Source organism: Lactococcus sp. AK05 (assembly GCF_041026685.1).
In the GTDB taxonomy this organism is placed as follows: domain Bacteria; phylum Bacillota; class Bacilli; order Lactobacillales; family Streptococcaceae; genus Lactococcus; species Lactococcus lactis.
In genome coordinates this window covers 220,333-235,038 of sequence record NZ_JBFTEI010000002.1, presented here as the reverse complement: position 1 = coordinate 235,038, position 14,706 = coordinate 220,333, and the positions used below count along the sequence as shown (strand labels likewise).

Sequence of the window (14,706 nt, the reverse complement as noted above, 5' to 3'; positions counted from 1 at the left end):
ACTGATGGACATTTGAGTATATCCGTAAGCACTAAAGTGCCAACGGCTATCTTCTGACAGAAATTCTGTCACTAAAAATAAGCACTGACAAATGCGTCAGCGCTTATTTTTTAAATAATTTTGTAAAATCTGGTTCGTCGTCAGTAATTTTGAAATCTTTTAGCGCCGATTTGAGAGGGAGATGCTTCTTTTTTCCTTTTAAATAATTTTGACTTTCTTTGCTTTGGGCACTTTCGGCTAAAGGATTTTGCTTTTGCAGGACTCTATTTTCAATTTTTCTTTTGCTTTTCTTATTTTGGTCGGTGCTTTCAAAAGATTCATCTGGAAAAGTTTGAGAAAGTTGCTTGATAATGGTTTCTAAACCAAAATTACTACTAATCCAAAAAGGTGTATCGGTTGCTTTACAAGCTTCTTTAGCAAATTGAACTGAATGATGAGCCACATTTCGGTTTCTCATAATGACCAAATCAGCTTTGGCAACAAGTTGGTCAATCTCAAATCGATTAGGTTTTTTCTTATCAAAACCAAGAAAAGAAACGCCAACTTTTGCCAAGCCCTCTCTAAAATCATGCCAATATTTAACTTCACATAGAACAAGTAGTGTTTTCATGTCATTCCTTACTGATGGCTCTGTCTTTACTGACAGGAGCGAATTATAGTGATTATAACACAATTTTGCTTAATGATAAATGTATTTTTTTAAATATAAGTTTCAAAAATTTGACCTCATAAAAATAAAGTGGTAAATTAATAGTAGATGGGTATGGTGCACACCCGAAACCGTTTCAAGAAATAGCTTGAATCTAATGGCGCCTACAAAGCAAAGCCTTTTTTTGCCTTGTAGTCTGCCATTTTTTCTTTGACTTACAAGGCAATAAAGGCAAAGAAAAGGAGATTTATTATGACAGTCACAATCGAAAACATCCACGCAAGAGAAATTTTTGATTCTAGAGGAAATCCAACCGTTGAGGTAGATGTTAGATTAACAGATGGGACACTAGGACGCGCAGCAGTACCCTCAGGAGCATCAACTGGAGACCGTGAAGCAGTTGAATTAAGAGATGGTGGAGACCGTCTTCAAGGGAAAGGCGTTTCTAAAGCCGTCGCAAATGTCAATGGCGAAATTTATGAAGCCTTGAAAGGACAATCACCATTTAATCAAGCAAAATTAGATCATCTGATGATTGAACTTGACGGGACAAAAAATAAATCTCGTTTAGGGGCTAATGCAATTTTAGGGGTTTCAATGGCCATTTCTCGTGCGGCAGCGAATAGTGAAAAAATTCCACTCTATCGCTATCTTGGTGGAGTTGATTTGGAACTTCCACAACCATTTTTCAATGTCATTAATGGTGGAGTACATGCCGATTCAGGAATTGACGTTCAAGAATTTTTGATTACACCAGTCAAACGGGAAAGCTTTCGCGATGGTTTAGAAAAAATTGCAAATATCTACCATACTCTGAAGAAAATTTTAGCTGACAAAGGGCTAGAAACAGCCGTAGGTGATGAAGGTGGCTTTGCCCCTAAACTTGGTTCTACTGAAAATGCAATTGCTACACTTTATCAAGCAATTGAAAGTGCAGGATATGTTCCTGGTGAAGAAATTGCGATTGCCATTGACCCAGCTTCAAGCGAATTTTATGATGATAAAGAAAAAGTTTATCGTTTTGAAGGGCAAAAATTGACTTCTAAAGAACTATTGACTTACTATGAAAATTTAGTTGAAAAATATCCAGCACTTATTTCCATTGAAGATGGATTTTCTGAACATGACTGGGAGGGCTTTGCAGCTCAAACGAAAGCTCAAGGTCAAAAAATTCAATTAGTAGGTGATGATATTTTTGTGACAAATCCTGAAATTTTCAAAGAAGGAATTAAAAAAGGCGTAGCAAATGCTATTTTGATTAAACTTAATCAAATCGGAACAGTAACTGAAGCGATTGAAGCCATTAGTTTAGCGAGAAAAGCAGGCTATAAGACAATGATTTCTCACCGTTCAGGTGAAACAGTTGATAGCTACATTGCCGATTTTGCCGTAGCCATGCATGCTGGCCAAATAAAAACAGGTTCAATGGCTCGAAGTGAACGGGTTGAAAAATATAATCAGTTCTTGCGAATTGAAGAAGAATTAGGAAAAGATGTAGCTCTTGCTAAATTTCCAGGATAGATAAAAATAAAAAAACATTAATTTTTATAATTAATGTTTTTTTATTTTTAAGAATATGAATTTTATAAAGGAGAAGAGGGGATTCGAACCCCCGATACGCTTGTGACGTATACACACTTTCCAGGCGTGCTCCTTCGGCCACTCGGACACTTCTCCGGTTACTTTAATATTATAACAAAAACCCTTCTCGTTTAGCAACGACTTTTGAATGTTTTGTTTTGGCGATAAAGAATGTCATTTTTAGTAGAAATATAAAACTAAATGCTTAAAAGTGTCTAAAATTTGGTATAATAAGGGCTATGAATAAAATTCTCGAAGTAGAAAATTTAGTTTTTAAATATGAAAAAGAAAGCGATGTAAATCAGCTTAATGGGGTTTCCTTTTCGATTACAAAAGGGGAATGGGTTTCGATTATTGGCCAAAATGGTTCTGGTAAATCGACGACTGCTCGACTGATTGATGGTCTTTTTGAAGAATTTGAAGGAAAAGTCAAAATTGATGGAGAACTTTTGACTGCTGAAAATGTCTGGAATCTTCGTCGAAAGATTGGGATGGTTTTTCAAAATCCGGATAACCAATTTGTTGGGGCAACGGTTGAAGATGATGTCGCTTTTGGTATGGAAAATCAAGGAATTCCACGGGAAGAGATGATTAAACGGGTTGACGAAGCTTTGCTTGCTGTCAATATGCTTGATTTCAAAACCCGCGAACCCGCGAGACTTTCTGGTGGACAAAAGCAAAGGGTAGCTGTGGCTGGAATTATTGCTTTGCGACCTGAAATCATTATTCTTGATGAATCAACCTCAATGCTTGACCCGACCGGGCGTCAAGAAATTATGCGCGTGATTCATGAAATTAAAGAGAAATATCAACTGACCGTTTTATCTATTACTCATGACCTTGATGAAGCAGCAAGCTCTGACCGAATTTTAGTGATGAAAGCAGGAGAAATAATTAAGGAAGCGGCACCGTCTGAACTCTTTGCAACGAGCGAGGATATGGTTGAAATTGGACTAGATGTTCCCTTCTCTTCAAATTTAATGAAAGACCTGCGAAAAAATGGCTTTGATTTACCAGAAAAGTATCTGTCAGAAGACGAATTGGTAGAGCTTTTAGCTGATAAGTTGCGCTAAATTTACTGACAGAATTTCTGTCAGTTCAAGGCGATTAACGTGAGTGTGAAATTGGCGGATAAATGAAGTTTCTGTCAGTTCAAGGCGATTAATGAGAGTCCTTGAATCGGTGACTTAATAAAATTCTAGTATGCTAGAATTTCTGTCATTAAAATGGATATTATTGGATTTGAGAAAAAAGAAAAATGATTAAATTTGAAAAAGTAAATTATACTTATCAGCCCAACAGTCCCTTTGCCAGTCGTGCCCTTTTTGACATTGATTTAGAAGTCAAAAAAGGAAGTTACACGGCTTTGATTGGGCATACTGGTTCTGGTAAATCGACACTTTTGCAACATCTGAATGGATTGTTGCAGCCTACACAAGGGACGGTTAGAGTAGGTGATATTGTTGTCACTTCAACAAGTAAACAAAAAGAGATTAAACCTGTCCGCAAAAAAGTGGGTGTAGTCTTTCAATTTCCTGAAAGCCAACTTTTTGAAGAAACGGTTTTAAAAGATGTCGCTTTTGGACCACAAAACTTTGGAATTTCAAAAGAAGAAGCTGAGAAAATTGCTGCTGAGAAACTGGAAATGGTCGGTCTTTCAAAAGAATTTTGGGAAAAATCTCCTTTTGAACTTTCAGGAGGACAAATGCGTCGTGTGGCCATTGCTGGGATTCTCGCGATGGAACCAGAAGTTTTGGTACTTGATGAACCAACAGCAGGCCTTGACCCAAAAGCTAGAATTGAGATGATGAAACTTTTTGAGAGTATTCATCAGACGGGTCAAACCGTTGTTTTAGTCACTCATTTAATGGATGACGTGGCCGATTATGCTGACTATGTTTATCTTCTTGAAAAAGGACGTATTATTAGCTGTGGTACTCCGTCAGATGTTTTTCAAGAAGTTGATTTTTTGAAAGCACATGAATTGGGAGTGCCAAAAGCGACTCATTTTGCTGACCAACTTCAAAAAACAGGGGCCTATACTTTTGAAAAATTGCCAATCACACGAGCTGAACTTGTTAATTTACTAACAAGTCTGTCAGTAAAATCAGGAGGTGAAAACTGATGCAAAATATGCTGATGGGACGTTATATTCCAGGTGATAGTATCATTCACCGCATGGACCCGCGTTCAAAACTTTTGGTGATGATTGCTTTTGTTGTCATTATCTTTTTGGCTCATGATTGGTTAGGTTATCTTCTTTTAGTACTTTACACTTTAGCGGGTGTTTTATTATCCAAGATTTCAGTTTCCTATTTTTTAAAAGGCCTACGGCCAATGATTGGTTTAATTCTATTCACAGTTATTTTCCAAATGCTTTTTACTAATGGTCAACATGTCATTTTTAGTCTATGGTTTATCAAAATTTCAACTGAATCTTTGATTAATGCCGTCTATATTTTCTTTCGCTTTGTCTTGATTATTTTTATGTCAACAATTTTGACGCTGACCACGCCACCATTGACCTTGGCTGATGGAATCGAAAAAGGCTTAGGACCTTTGAAAAAAATCAAAGTCCCTGTTCACGAATTAGGTTTGATGTTATCTATTTCTTTACGCTTTATTCCAACATTAATGGATGACACAACAATGATTATGAATGCTCAAAAAGCCAGAGGAATGGATTTTGGCGAAGGAAATTTACTGAAAAAAATCAAATCAGTCATTCCAATTTTAATTCCATTATTTGTCAGTTCTTTCCGGCGTGCGGATGACTTAGCAGTCGCAATGGAAAGCAGAGGCTATCAAGGGGGAGATGGACGTACAAAATACCGTCAACTCAAATGGAAAATGCGAGATAGCTTGCTCGTTGTATCTATTATCATAATGACAATTTTACTTATTTTATGGTCAAAAGTTTCCTAAATAAATGCTCAAGAGGAGAAAAAATGATTACTTTAAACGTAAATAGCTTGGAAAATGCAGAAATTTTTTGGAAAGAATTAGGTTTGGAAGATGAAGTAGCACTCAATGAAACCTATGACCCAAATCCTGAAACTTTAGCAATTTCAGTAGAAACAATTGATGAAATTCATGATAAAATCATTGAACTTGGACTTCCTGTAAGTCCAATTACGCCAGCTGTTGATGGAAGATTCATGTTTTCTTTTATTGCTCCTGAGGACAATACCTTTATTGTTATTGGTGAATGGGTCGAAAGACCTTACACTGGAGAAAAGCGCACTGAATTTTTTGAAAATGTAAAAGGACTAATTCCACTTGCGCCAGAACGTCTGTCAGAGCTGACAGAAGGCCAATTTGTACTTTTTGGACGTGTCACTTGTCCTTGGACCAGAAGATTTGTTAAGGCTCTTCCTGACTATGCTGACAAAATGATTTATTACGTTGACACAGAAAATACAGACCTCAATCCAGAATTACAAGCGATTCGTAAAGCTCACGAAGTAGAAACCGTTCCAACATTTATGAAGAGAAGTGCTGACGGAACTTTTATCAAATTTGATAAAAAGAAAGAAAGTCTTTCTGAGTTTATAAAATAAATGCTGACAGTTCTGTCAGTAAAAAAACAGTTTCGGCTGTTTTTTCTTTAAGCAGAATTGAAAATTTTCCAAATATTTGATAATTTGCTATAATATAGAACAATAATATTGTAGGTAAAATGATTCTGTCAGTAAATTTTTACTGACAGAATCATAAAAAGGCCTATAAAGTGTCATCAATAACTGAATGGCCCTAGAATGGAGTAAAAATGGAAGCACAAAAACTATCAGCACAAGAAATAATTCAATTTATCGGGAACGCTGAGAAAAAAACACGTGTCAAGGTAACCTTATCAGGAATGCCTAGTTTTAAAGCAGCTGGTTTTCTTGCTGAAAATGGGCGTCCAAATTTTAAGACACTAGCCAATAAAGGAATCCAAGTTCTGGGAGATTTTCACACACATTACAGCTTAAAAATTATCATTGGAGATTGGCAAGCAGTACGTCCATTGCTTTCTGGCTTGACTGAGAATAAAGATTACACCCTAGAACTTGAAGGCCGAAATTCAGCTGTTCCTCTCCTTGATACCAGAGAAATCAATGCTCGAATTGAGCCAGGAGCAATTATTCGTGACCAAGTAACTATTGGCGATAGTGCGGTCATTATGATGGGGGCTATCATCAATATCGGAGCTGAAATTGGTGAAGGCACAATGATTGATATGGGGGCAATTTTGGGTGGCCGTGCGACGGTTGGTAAGAACTCTCATATTGGTGCTGGAGCTGTTTTGGCTGGTGTTATTGAGCCTGCAAGTGCTGAACCTGTTCGTGTTGGGGATAATGTCCTTGTGGGAGCCAATGCTGTTGTAATTGAAGGAGTACAAGTCGGTTCAGGTTCTGTTGTTGCAGCAGGGGCAATTGTTACCCAAGATGTTCCAGAAAACGTTGTTGTTGCGGGTGTTCCAGCTCGAATTATCAAAGAAATAGATGAAAAAACACAACAAAAAACGGCTTTAGAAGATGCCCTTAGAAATTTGTAAAATTAAAGAAATAGCTTATTTCTGAACTTTTGTTAATCTTAGCAAAAGTTTTTTTGTTAAAAAGAGCAATATATAGCCAAAAAAGAGTAAAATAAATAAAAAAGATTGAAATTAAGCCTAGTAATGAGGAAAAAATATGATAAATTTAATCGAAATCAGACGGCAGCTTCACCAAATTCCTGAAATTGGTCTTGAAGAATACGAAACTCAAAAGTATTTACTAGCCATTATTCAAGAACTGACTCAAAATAAACCATTTATACAAGTAAGAACATGGCAAACCGGTATTCTAGTTTATCTAGCAGGAAGTCAGGGTCAAAAAACAATTGGTTGGCGGACAGATATTGACGGTCTGCCTATTGAGGAATTAACTGATTTACCTTATGCTAGTAAAAATGGGCGAATGCATGCTTGTGGACACGATATTCACATGACCGTTGCTCTTGGTTTATTGGAAAAAATGAGTGAAAGCCAACCAAGAGATAATCTCCTCTTTCTCTTTCAACCTGCTGAAGAAAATGAAGCGGGCGGAAAATTAATGTATGATGCTGGAGCATTTGAAAACTGGCTTCCTAATGAATTTTATGGATTACATGTCAGACCAGATTTAAAAGTAGGAGATATTGCTACGAATCAGCATACGCTTTTTGCAGGAACTTGTGAAGTTGAATTATCCTTTATTGGAACAGGAGGACATGCTGCTTTTCCTCACACAGCAAATGACGCTTTGGTAGCAGCCGCTTATTTTATCACTCAGGTTCAGACGATTGTAAGCCGTAATGTGGACCCGTTAGCTTCAGCAGTGGTTACATTTGGAAAAATGGAGGCTGGGACAACGAATAATATTATCGCTGAACGTGCTTTTTTACATGGAACTATCCGGAGTCAGACCCAAGAAGTCAATGTATTGACTCAAAAACGTTTAAGAGAACTGGCAAATGGAATCGCGCAATCTTTTAACATGGAAATTGAGCTTAAACTTAAACAAGGCGGCTATCTTCCAGTTGAAAATCATCCTGAACTTGCTAAAGAACTGATGGATTTTTTCAAAAAAGAAACTAAGGCTAATCTTATTGACATCGCTCCAGCCATGACTGGTGAAGATTTTGGTTACCTTTTGAGCAAAATTCCTGGAGTCATGTTTTGGTTAGGAATTGATAGTGATGCTCCCCTTCATTCACAAAAAATGAATCCAGACGAGCACGTTCTCAATTTTGCTGTTGATACAATTAGCCAATTTTTACAATTTAAAGTTAATAGGTTATCAGAAGATGAAAAAACAATAAATTAATGGCTTTAATCTTAAGAATGGATATGTTAAGATAGGAGGATAGAGTTTTTTTAAATCATTCAGTAGTTAAATTGTTACAATTGAACTTTTTTGAAATGATAAAAGTTATTTAGGGAAGAATAATGAAACAAAGAAGATTAAAATCAAAAGGAGCAAAAAAAGCTTTTTGGAAGCTTACCTTGCTTATAGGTGCGTTATTAATAGTGGTAGCGGGAGTAGGAACCTATTATTATGATCAAGGAGTTCAAAAGCAAAAAATTGCTTATGAAAAACAAGTAGATGAGGCGAGAAATGCAAAAGACAAGGCCTATGATTCAAGAAAAGCAAACGATATTGAACAGGCTCATAAGTTAATTAATAAGCTTCATGTTAAAGATAAAACTTCTTTAGATAAATCAATGAGCCAATTGACAAACTATTTGTCAGAGATTGACAAAGTGAACCAGATTGTTGCAAAAGCCCATGAAAATATAAGTGAAGAAGGAATAAAAAGCTCTGAAGAGGCTTTAGAATTATTAAAGGCTCCATATGAGAAATCAGACAAAGAAGCATTGGCAAAACAAGTAAATGCTGACAAACAAATACTTATTGAACGTCAAAAAGAAGCGGAGCGTATTGCGAACGTTCAAAATCAATATGCAAATAAAAAATTGATTGCCTTGACCTTTGATGATGGACCAAACCCTAATACGACCCCTCAATTATTAAAAATTTTATCAGATGCACAAGTTCCAGCAACCTTTTTTGCTTTAGGAAAACAAGCCCAAGCCTGCCCCCAAATTATTAAAGAAGAAGCTGATAGAGGAAATGAAGTCGCTTCGCATACATGGGACCATAAAGACTTGGTAACACTCTCACCAGACCAACAAAAGCAAGAAATTGAGAGTGCAAATCAGTTAATTAATAAAATTACAGGTAAAAACGTAACACTCTTCCGTCCACCTTATGGAAGTTATAATAAATCTGTTTTAAGTCAAACAAATTTAAGTGCAGTTAATTGGACTGTTGACACTAATGACTGGCGTTATCGTACAAGTGCTCCAGTTGTTCAAAATGTTTCGACTTACGCTCATGATGGAGCAATCATTTTGATGCATGATATTCATCAATGGTCAGTAGATGCGGTGCCACAGATTATTAAAAATTTGAAAGCACAAGGTTATACCTTTGTAACGGTCAGCACTTTGCTAACAGTACAAGATGGGGGAGCTAAGGCTCAACAAGTTTATTTTGGTAGATAATAAAATAAGAAGAGGAGAAGTAATTCTACTCTTTTTATTCGTCTTTAACGAAGGTTTATTCTAAAAAATTCAAATCCAATGAGTTTATTCTTGACAACTTATGGGAAACTTGATATACTAATATAGTCGTTTGAGAGAAACGCAGGCGTGGCTCAACTGGATAGAGTACCTGACTACGAATCAGGCGGTTGTAGGTTCGAATCCTACCGCTTGCATAAACAGAATATGGCGAAAGTCATTTTTTTGTTTGAATGCTTAAAAAATTATATTAGCTATGTGAAGTAGCTCAGCTTGGTAGAGCTCAAAGTATGCTTTGAGGTTGTGGATAGGAATTTGCGAAGCAAATTTACTTTACAAGTACTCTTAAAAGTAGTGATACTGAACAAAGAAGTTTCAAAAATTTAATATTAGCTACGGGAAGTAGCTCAGCTTGGTAGAGTACTTGGTTTGGGACCAAGGTGTCGCAGGTTCGAATCCTGTCTTCCCGATTACCGACTAACCCTAACTCATCTTTCGTGGATGAGTTTTTTTGATGTCAAAATTAGATAATCTTCCATAATTCTTGAAAGTGTTATCAAGATATGATAAAATTCAAGTGATAATGTGAGTTTAGAAAATTACTAAAAGCGAGCATTAAATGAAAGGAGCCATCATGGCATATAAATCACATAAATTTGGTAAACGTAACGGTAAAAAACATTTCAACGCAGTAGGCGTAAGAACTGCACCAAAACCAGAAGCTAAAAAAGAAGAAAAATAATTAAATTTTATCTTTCTAATTTCTTAACTCATCTGTCAAAGATGAGTTTTTTTGATTCCAAAAATCGCTGATATACTATGTATATCAGGTCTTGACATTCTGTCAAGACCAGCACTAAGGAGCAATGATGGAAGAAAATAAGAAATTATTTAAAGGGGAAATTTTGCCGTTTTTAACAATCGCCTGTGCGATTATACTGACTTATCTACCTTATTTTAAGAATACATTTGGGATTGATACGAGTACGATGATAAAAAATCAGGGACAGATGTTAAACGGCTATTTGTCGCAAGGACGTTTTGGAATGGTTTGGATTTTTGAAATTTTCATTCACCACTATAATAATCAAATTGTTCCGTTCATTGTAATTCCACTTCTTGTTGGTTCTGGAATTTATCTTTATTTCATCTTAAAGAAGTATGATAAAAGGTCATCGGATTTTGCTGCCACTTTATTTGCCATCGCTTTTATTTGTAATCCAGTAGTTTATGCACAGCTTTACTTTAAAATGCAAGCGGTTCAGATGATAGTAGGTTTATTTTGTGTACTTTTGGGGGTAAATCTGAGTTTATCAAAGCTTAGGTATTTTTTGAAAATCATTGGTTCTAGTTTGTTATTTGCTTTTTCACTTTTGATTTATCAAGTTTTTATCTTCTTTATTTTTTCAATGATTTTATTTTGTTTTTACTTTTTTAAAGAAAAACGTCAGCGAATTGTGCAAGTCATGGCACCTAGTTGGTTTGTTGCAGGTCTTATATATTTTGTGAGTTATTTTATGGCTTCCTTGATGATTAATTATTCTTCTTATGGAAATGAAACTTATATGATGTGGAACAAATTAAATGAACTGAGCGGCTTTCAAAAACTGGGAGTTTCATTTATTGCATTATTTACCTTAGCTTATATGGTTTTATTGATAATTACGATAAGAAGATTTAGAGCGAAAAAAGAAATTGATCTTTTATCATTGATTCTTTTGATTGGGTCAATATTTACATTTAATATGGCTTTTGGTAATTTTCGACCTGCTCCTCGTGTTTATTTTGGAACATTTTCGACGGTCTTTTCTGGGTTATTATACTTGGGTATTAGAAAAGGAAATAGGCTAAAATATCTTTCTTTTGTGATTACTTTGTTTTCTATCTTTTTTACTTTCAGTCTTGCTCACAAGGCGAATTTGTCTTATGAAAATGACCAGATGTTGTCAGACAAAGTTGTAAAATATGCTCAAGAGCAGGGTATTTTAGAAAGTGAAACTAATCTTGTCTTTATTGGAAATTTGCAGAGAGGAAATCAGGGAGTAATTAATAAATTTCAAGCTATTTTCATTACAGGAGCTACGAGGGTGTCGTTCTTCCAATTTGACCCACCTTTGACCTCTTTAAGACCTTATGATTTTATGGAAATCAAACATTATCATTTTAAAATTCCTGACCAAAAATTGAGAGCAAATCTTAGTTTGAAATACGAAGATTTGCCAAATTATCCGAGTGAAAAATCAATCTTTTGGGATAAGGATGAAAATGCGCTTCTTGTGAAGCTTTCTGATTGAAGCTTTTCTTGACAAAATAAGGATTTTTGGTATAATAGAAAAGTTGAATATAGCAGTCAGCTAGAAAGCTCGTCAACATTTTGCTGTTATGTCAGGGAGTGTAAGCTATTATACTCCCTGTGTCAAGTAACTGAAGCTATAAGCGAAGGTAAAATGAACGAATTCGAGGCTGTCAATATTCTTCAAATAAAATATTTGGAGGACATAAATTATGTCACGTTACACTGGTCCATCATGGAAACAATCACGCCGTTACGGTATCTCACTTTCTGGTTCTGGTAAAGAAATCGCTCGTCGTAACTACGTACCTGGACAACACGGTCCAAACAACCGTTCAAAACTTTCTGAATACGGTCTTCAATTGGCTGAAAAACAAAAACTTCGTTTTTCATACGGTCTTTCTGAACGTCAATTCCGTAACTTGTACATTGCTGCAACTAAAGTTAAAGAAGGAACTGTTGGTTTCAACTTCATGACTTTGCTTGAACAACGTCTTGATAACGTTGTTTTCCGTCTTGGTCTTGCGACTACTCGTCGTCAAGCACGTCAATTCGTAAACCACGGACATATCCTTGTTGACGGAAATCGCGTTGATATCCCATCATTCCGCGTACAACCTGGTCAAGTGATCTCAGTTCGCGAAAAATCTATGAAAGTTCCTGCAATCCTTGAAGCTGTTGAAGCTACTAAAGGTCGCGCTAACTTCGTATCATTTGATGCTGATAAACTTGAAGGAACTCTTGTTCGTCTTCCTGAACGTGATGAAATCAACCCAGAAATCAATGAAGCATTGATCGTTGAATTCTACAACAAAATGATGTAATTTCTTATTTGTATTTTGAAATCGCTCCTGTTTGGGAGCGATTTTTTTGTGACTTTTTTGGTAAAATAGAGGTAGGACACTGTCCTTTAAAATTGATGACAAAAACTAGTTAAGGATTATTTCTAAGTGGAAAATGTTAAAAAAATTGCTGAATTATTGAATATTAAAAATTCACAAGTTGAAAAAGTATTAGAATTGACGGCAGAGGGGAACACAGTTCCGTTTATTGCTCGTTATCGTAAAGAAGCAACAGGTTCACTTGACGAAGTTGAAATCAAAAAAATTATTGATGAAGATAATTTACTGACAAAATTATCAGAACGTAAAACGGCTGTTTTGTCAAAAATTGAAGAGCTTGGTAAGTTGACTGATTCGCTAAAAGCACAAATTTTGGCTGCTGAAAAACTAACAGAAGTTGAAGATTTATATTTGCCTTACAAAGAAAAACGGCGCACAAAAGCAACGATTGCAAAGGAAAATGGTTTATTTCCTTTGGCTCAATTGATTGTAAAAAATTCAGCGAATCTTGAAGAAGAAGCTGAAAAATTTGTCAATGAGAATTTTACAAGTCCTCAAAAAGCTTTGGAAGGTGCCGTGGATATCTTGTCAGAAGCGATTTCTGAGGATGCACGGTTGCGTTCATGGCTGACTGGTGAAATCAAAAACAATAGTTTACTGACAAGTAGTTTGAAAAAAGATGCCGTTGATGAAAAGCAAGTTTTTCAAATGTATTATGAATTCTCAGAAAAAGTTTCAGAATTACCAAATTATCGTGTATTGGCTTTAAACCGTGGTGAAAAATTGGGGATTCTGTCAGTAAAATTTGAAAATAACGAAGACAAAATTTTACGTTATTTTGCCGCCCGTTTTGCTGCTCAAAATAATCCAATGATGCAAGTGGCGATTAAAGATGCTGTCAAGAAAAAATTGATTCCAGCTATGGAACGTAGTATTCGGACTGAATTGACAGAAAAAGCTGAAGCTTCTGCCATCGAAGTTTTTGGCGAAAATTTGAAAAATCTGTTGTTGGTGGCTCCACTTAAAGGCCGTGTAGTCATGGGATTTGACCCTGCTTACCGTACTGGAGCAAAACTTGCTATTGTTGATGAGACAGGTAAATTATTGATGACAACGGTCATTTATCCTGTGAAGCCAGCAAATGCAGGTCAAATTGCTCAAGCGAAAAAAGATTTAGCAAAATTCATTCGAGAATATGGTGTGAATATGATTGCGATTGGGAATGGAACTGCCAGTCGCGAATCTGAAAGTTTTGTTGCAGAAGTGCTCAAGGAAAATAATTTTTCTGATGTTTATTATGTGATTGTCAGTGAATCTGGAGCCTCTGTTTATTCAGCGAGCGAGTTGGCACGTGAAGAATTTCCGGAATTGACTGTTGAAAAACGTTCAGCAATTTCGATTGCACGCCGTTTGCAAGATCCATTGGCTGAACTTGTAAAAATTGAACCAAAAGCCATTGGTGTTGGTCAATATCAACATGATGTTTCTGAGAAAAAATTAACAGAAAATCTTGATTTTGTCGTGGAAACAGTAGTTAACCAAGTTGGTGTTAATGTCAATACAGCCAGTCCTAGTTTGCTTTCACACGTAGCTGGCCTTAATAAAAGTTTGGCACAGAATGTAGTAAAATATCGTGAAGAAAATGGCGCACTCAAAACAAGAGCGGAACTAAAAAAAGTCCCACGTTTGGGAGCTAAAGCATTTGAACAAGCGGCAGGTTTCTTAAGAATTCCAAAAGGTAAAAATTTCCTTGACAATACTGGTGTTCACCCAGAATCTTATAAAGTGACGGAACAACTTTTGGCGGAAATTGCTGCTGATAAACCTGTCAGTAACGAAGAATTGCTGACAAAACTTTCGTCAGTAAATATTCCTGAAATGGCTGAAAAACTTGGTCTTGGTCAGGAAACATTGACTGATATTATCAATGATTTACAAAAACCAGGCCGTGATTTGCGTGATAGTTTTGATGCCCCAATTTTAAGACAAGATGTCTTGTCAGCTGGAGATTTACAAATTGGTCAACAACTTGAAGGTGTGGTCCGTAACGTTGTCGATTTCGGTGCCTTTATTGATATCGGAATTAAAAATGATGGCTTGGCACACGTTTCTGATTTGAGTAAATCTTTTGTCAAAAATCCAAGTGATGTTGTCGCTGTAGGGCAAATCGTAACAGTTTGGGTTAAATCTCTCGATTTACAAAGAGGGAAAATTAATTTAACCTTAGTGAACCCACGAGAAAAATAATCTG

General features: G+C 36.0%; 12 protein-coding genes, 3 tRNA genes and 1 riboswitch. Of the genes, 13 read left to right on the top strand and 2 right to left on the bottom strand.

The window, feature by feature from the left end; all coding sequences use genetic code 11:
• Positions 1–103: 103 nt before the first annotated feature.
• Positions 104–610 carry a DUF2325 domain-containing protein gene (locus AB6B24_RS05675; RefSeq protein ID WP_311803914.1) on the bottom strand — a complete coding sequence of 169 codons (507 nt, stop codon included), beginning with the start codon at positions 608–610 and terminating at the stop codon, positions 104–106.
• A gap of 140 nt (positions 611–750) precedes the next feature.
• Positions 751–823: riboswitch (Fluoride riboswitch) on the top strand.
• Between the two features lie 78 nt (positions 824–901).
• Between AB6B24_RS05675 and eno the strand changes: the two genes are divergently transcribed.
• Complete coding sequence (eno, locus tag AB6B24_RS05670) at positions 902–2,170, top strand: phosphopyruvate hydratase (protein WP_047205562.1); 1,269 nt, start codon at positions 902–904, stop codon at positions 2,168–2,170.
• Positions 2,171–2,238: 68 nt separating this feature from the next.
• Here the strand turns inward: eno and AB6B24_RS05665 are convergent.
• Positions 2,239–2,326: transfer RNA gene (locus AB6B24_RS05665), tRNA-Ser, on the bottom strand.
• A gap of 143 nt (positions 2,327–2,469) precedes the next feature.
• Here AB6B24_RS05665 and AB6B24_RS05660 point away from each other — a divergent pair.
• The 12 genes from AB6B24_RS05660 (at position 2,470) to AB6B24_RS05605 (ending at position 14,702) form a co-directional block, all read left to right on the top strand.
• Entirely contained in the window at positions 2,470–3,303 is an 834-nt protein-coding gene (locus tag AB6B24_RS05660; protein ID WP_004255784.1) for an energy-coupling factor ABC transporter ATP-binding protein, read from the top strand.
• A gap of 185 nt (positions 3,304–3,488) precedes the next feature.
• A complete protein-coding gene (locus AB6B24_RS05655) occupies positions 3,489–4,355 on the top strand; it encodes an energy-coupling factor ABC transporter ATP-binding protein (RefSeq protein WP_311803915.1) in 867 nt (288 codons plus the stop codon).
• Positions 4,355–5,155, top strand: coding sequence for an energy-coupling factor transporter transmembrane protein EcfT (locus tag AB6B24_RS05650; RefSeq protein ID WP_004255779.1), 801 nt, complete (start codon positions 4,355–4,357; stop codon positions 5,153–5,155). Before AB6B24_RS05655 ends, AB6B24_RS05650 begins: the two co-directional genes overlap by 1 nt.
• A 23-nt stretch (positions 5,156–5,178) precedes the next feature.
• Complete coding sequence (locus tag AB6B24_RS05645) at positions 5,179–5,790, top strand: thiol-disulfide isomerase (protein WP_311803916.1); 612 nt, start codon at positions 5,179–5,181, stop codon at positions 5,788–5,790.
• Positions 5,791–5,999: 209 nt separating this feature from the next.
• Entirely contained in the window at positions 6,000–6,770 is a 771-nt protein-coding gene (gene dapD / locus AB6B24_RS05640; protein WP_311803917.1) for a 2,3,4,5-tetrahydropyridine-2,6-dicarboxylate N-acetyltransferase, read from the top strand.
• A 136-nt stretch (positions 6,771–6,906) separates the two neighbouring features.
• On the top strand, positions 6,907–8,061 hold the full coding sequence (locus tag AB6B24_RS05635; protein WP_311803918.1) for an N-acetyldiaminopimelate deacetylase: 1,155 nt from the start codon (positions 6,907–6,909) through the stop codon (positions 8,059–8,061).
• A gap of 122 nt (positions 8,062–8,183) precedes the next feature.
• Complete coding sequence (locus AB6B24_RS05630; protein ID WP_153241736.1) at positions 8,184–9,302, top strand: polysaccharide deacetylase family protein; 1,119 nt, start codon at positions 8,184–8,186, stop codon at positions 9,300–9,302.
• A gap of 141 nt (positions 9,303–9,443) precedes the next feature.
• A tRNA-Arg gene (locus tag AB6B24_RS05625) sits at positions 9,444–9,517 on the top strand.
• A gap of 199 nt (positions 9,518–9,716) precedes the next feature.
• Positions 9,717–9,790: transfer RNA gene (locus AB6B24_RS05620), tRNA-Pro, on the top strand.
• Between the two features lie 399 nt (positions 9,791–10,189).
• Positions 10,190–11,614 carry a glucosyltransferase domain-containing protein gene (locus tag AB6B24_RS05615; protein ID WP_153241735.1) on the top strand — a complete coding sequence of 475 codons (1,425 nt, stop codon included), beginning with the start codon at positions 10,190–10,192 and terminating at the stop codon, positions 11,612–11,614.
• 211 nt (positions 11,615–11,825) lie between these two features.
• Positions 11,826–12,437, top strand: coding sequence for a 30S ribosomal protein S4 (gene rpsD / locus AB6B24_RS05610; protein ID WP_015425755.1), 612 nt, complete (start codon positions 11,826–11,828; stop codon positions 12,435–12,437).
• A 126-nt stretch (positions 12,438–12,563) separates the two neighbouring features.
• Positions 12,564–14,702 (top strand): Tex family protein, encoded by a 2,139-nt coding sequence (locus tag AB6B24_RS05605; RefSeq protein WP_369164299.1) that lies wholly within the window; start codon positions 12,564–12,566, stop codon positions 14,700–14,702.
• The last annotated feature ends 4 nt before the right edge of the window (positions 14,703–14,706 follow it).

What these genes read in the sequence shown, in the direction of transcription:
- AB6B24_RS05675 (WP_311803914.1), bottom strand. Translation starts at nt 610, where the DNA reads ATGAAAACACTACTTGTTCTATGTGAAGTTAAATATTGGCATGATTTT.
- eno (WP_047205562.1), top strand. Translation starts at nt 902, where the DNA reads ATGACAGTCACAATCGAAAACATCCACGCAAGAGAAATTTTTGATTCT.
- AB6B24_RS05660 (WP_004255784.1), top strand. Translation starts at nt 2,470, where the DNA reads ATGAATAAAATTCTCGAAGTAGAAAATTTAGTTTTTAAATATGAAAAA.
- AB6B24_RS05655 (WP_311803915.1), top strand. Translation starts at nt 3,489, where the DNA reads ATGATTAAATTTGAAAAAGTAAATTATACTTATCAGCCCAACAGTCCC.
- AB6B24_RS05650 (WP_004255779.1), top strand. Translation starts at nt 4,355, where the DNA reads ATGCAAAATATGCTGATGGGACGTTATATTCCAGGTGATAGTATCATT.
- AB6B24_RS05645 (WP_311803916.1), top strand. Translation starts at nt 5,179, where the DNA reads ATGATTACTTTAAACGTAAATAGCTTGGAAAATGCAGAAATTTTTTGG.
- dapD (WP_311803917.1), top strand. Translation starts at nt 6,000, where the DNA reads ATGGAAGCACAAAAACTATCAGCACAAGAAATAATTCAATTTATCGGG.
- AB6B24_RS05635 (WP_311803918.1), top strand. Translation starts at nt 6,907, where the DNA reads ATGATAAATTTAATCGAAATCAGACGGCAGCTTCACCAAATTCCTGAA.
- AB6B24_RS05630 (WP_153241736.1), top strand. Translation starts at nt 8,184, where the DNA reads ATGAAACAAAGAAGATTAAAATCAAAAGGAGCAAAAAAAGCTTTTTGG.
- AB6B24_RS05615 (WP_153241735.1), top strand. Translation starts at nt 10,190, where the DNA reads ATGGAAGAAAATAAGAAATTATTTAAAGGGGAAATTTTGCCGTTTTTA.
- rpsD (WP_015425755.1), top strand. Translation starts at nt 11,826, where the DNA reads ATGTCACGTTACACTGGTCCATCATGGAAACAATCACGCCGTTACGGT.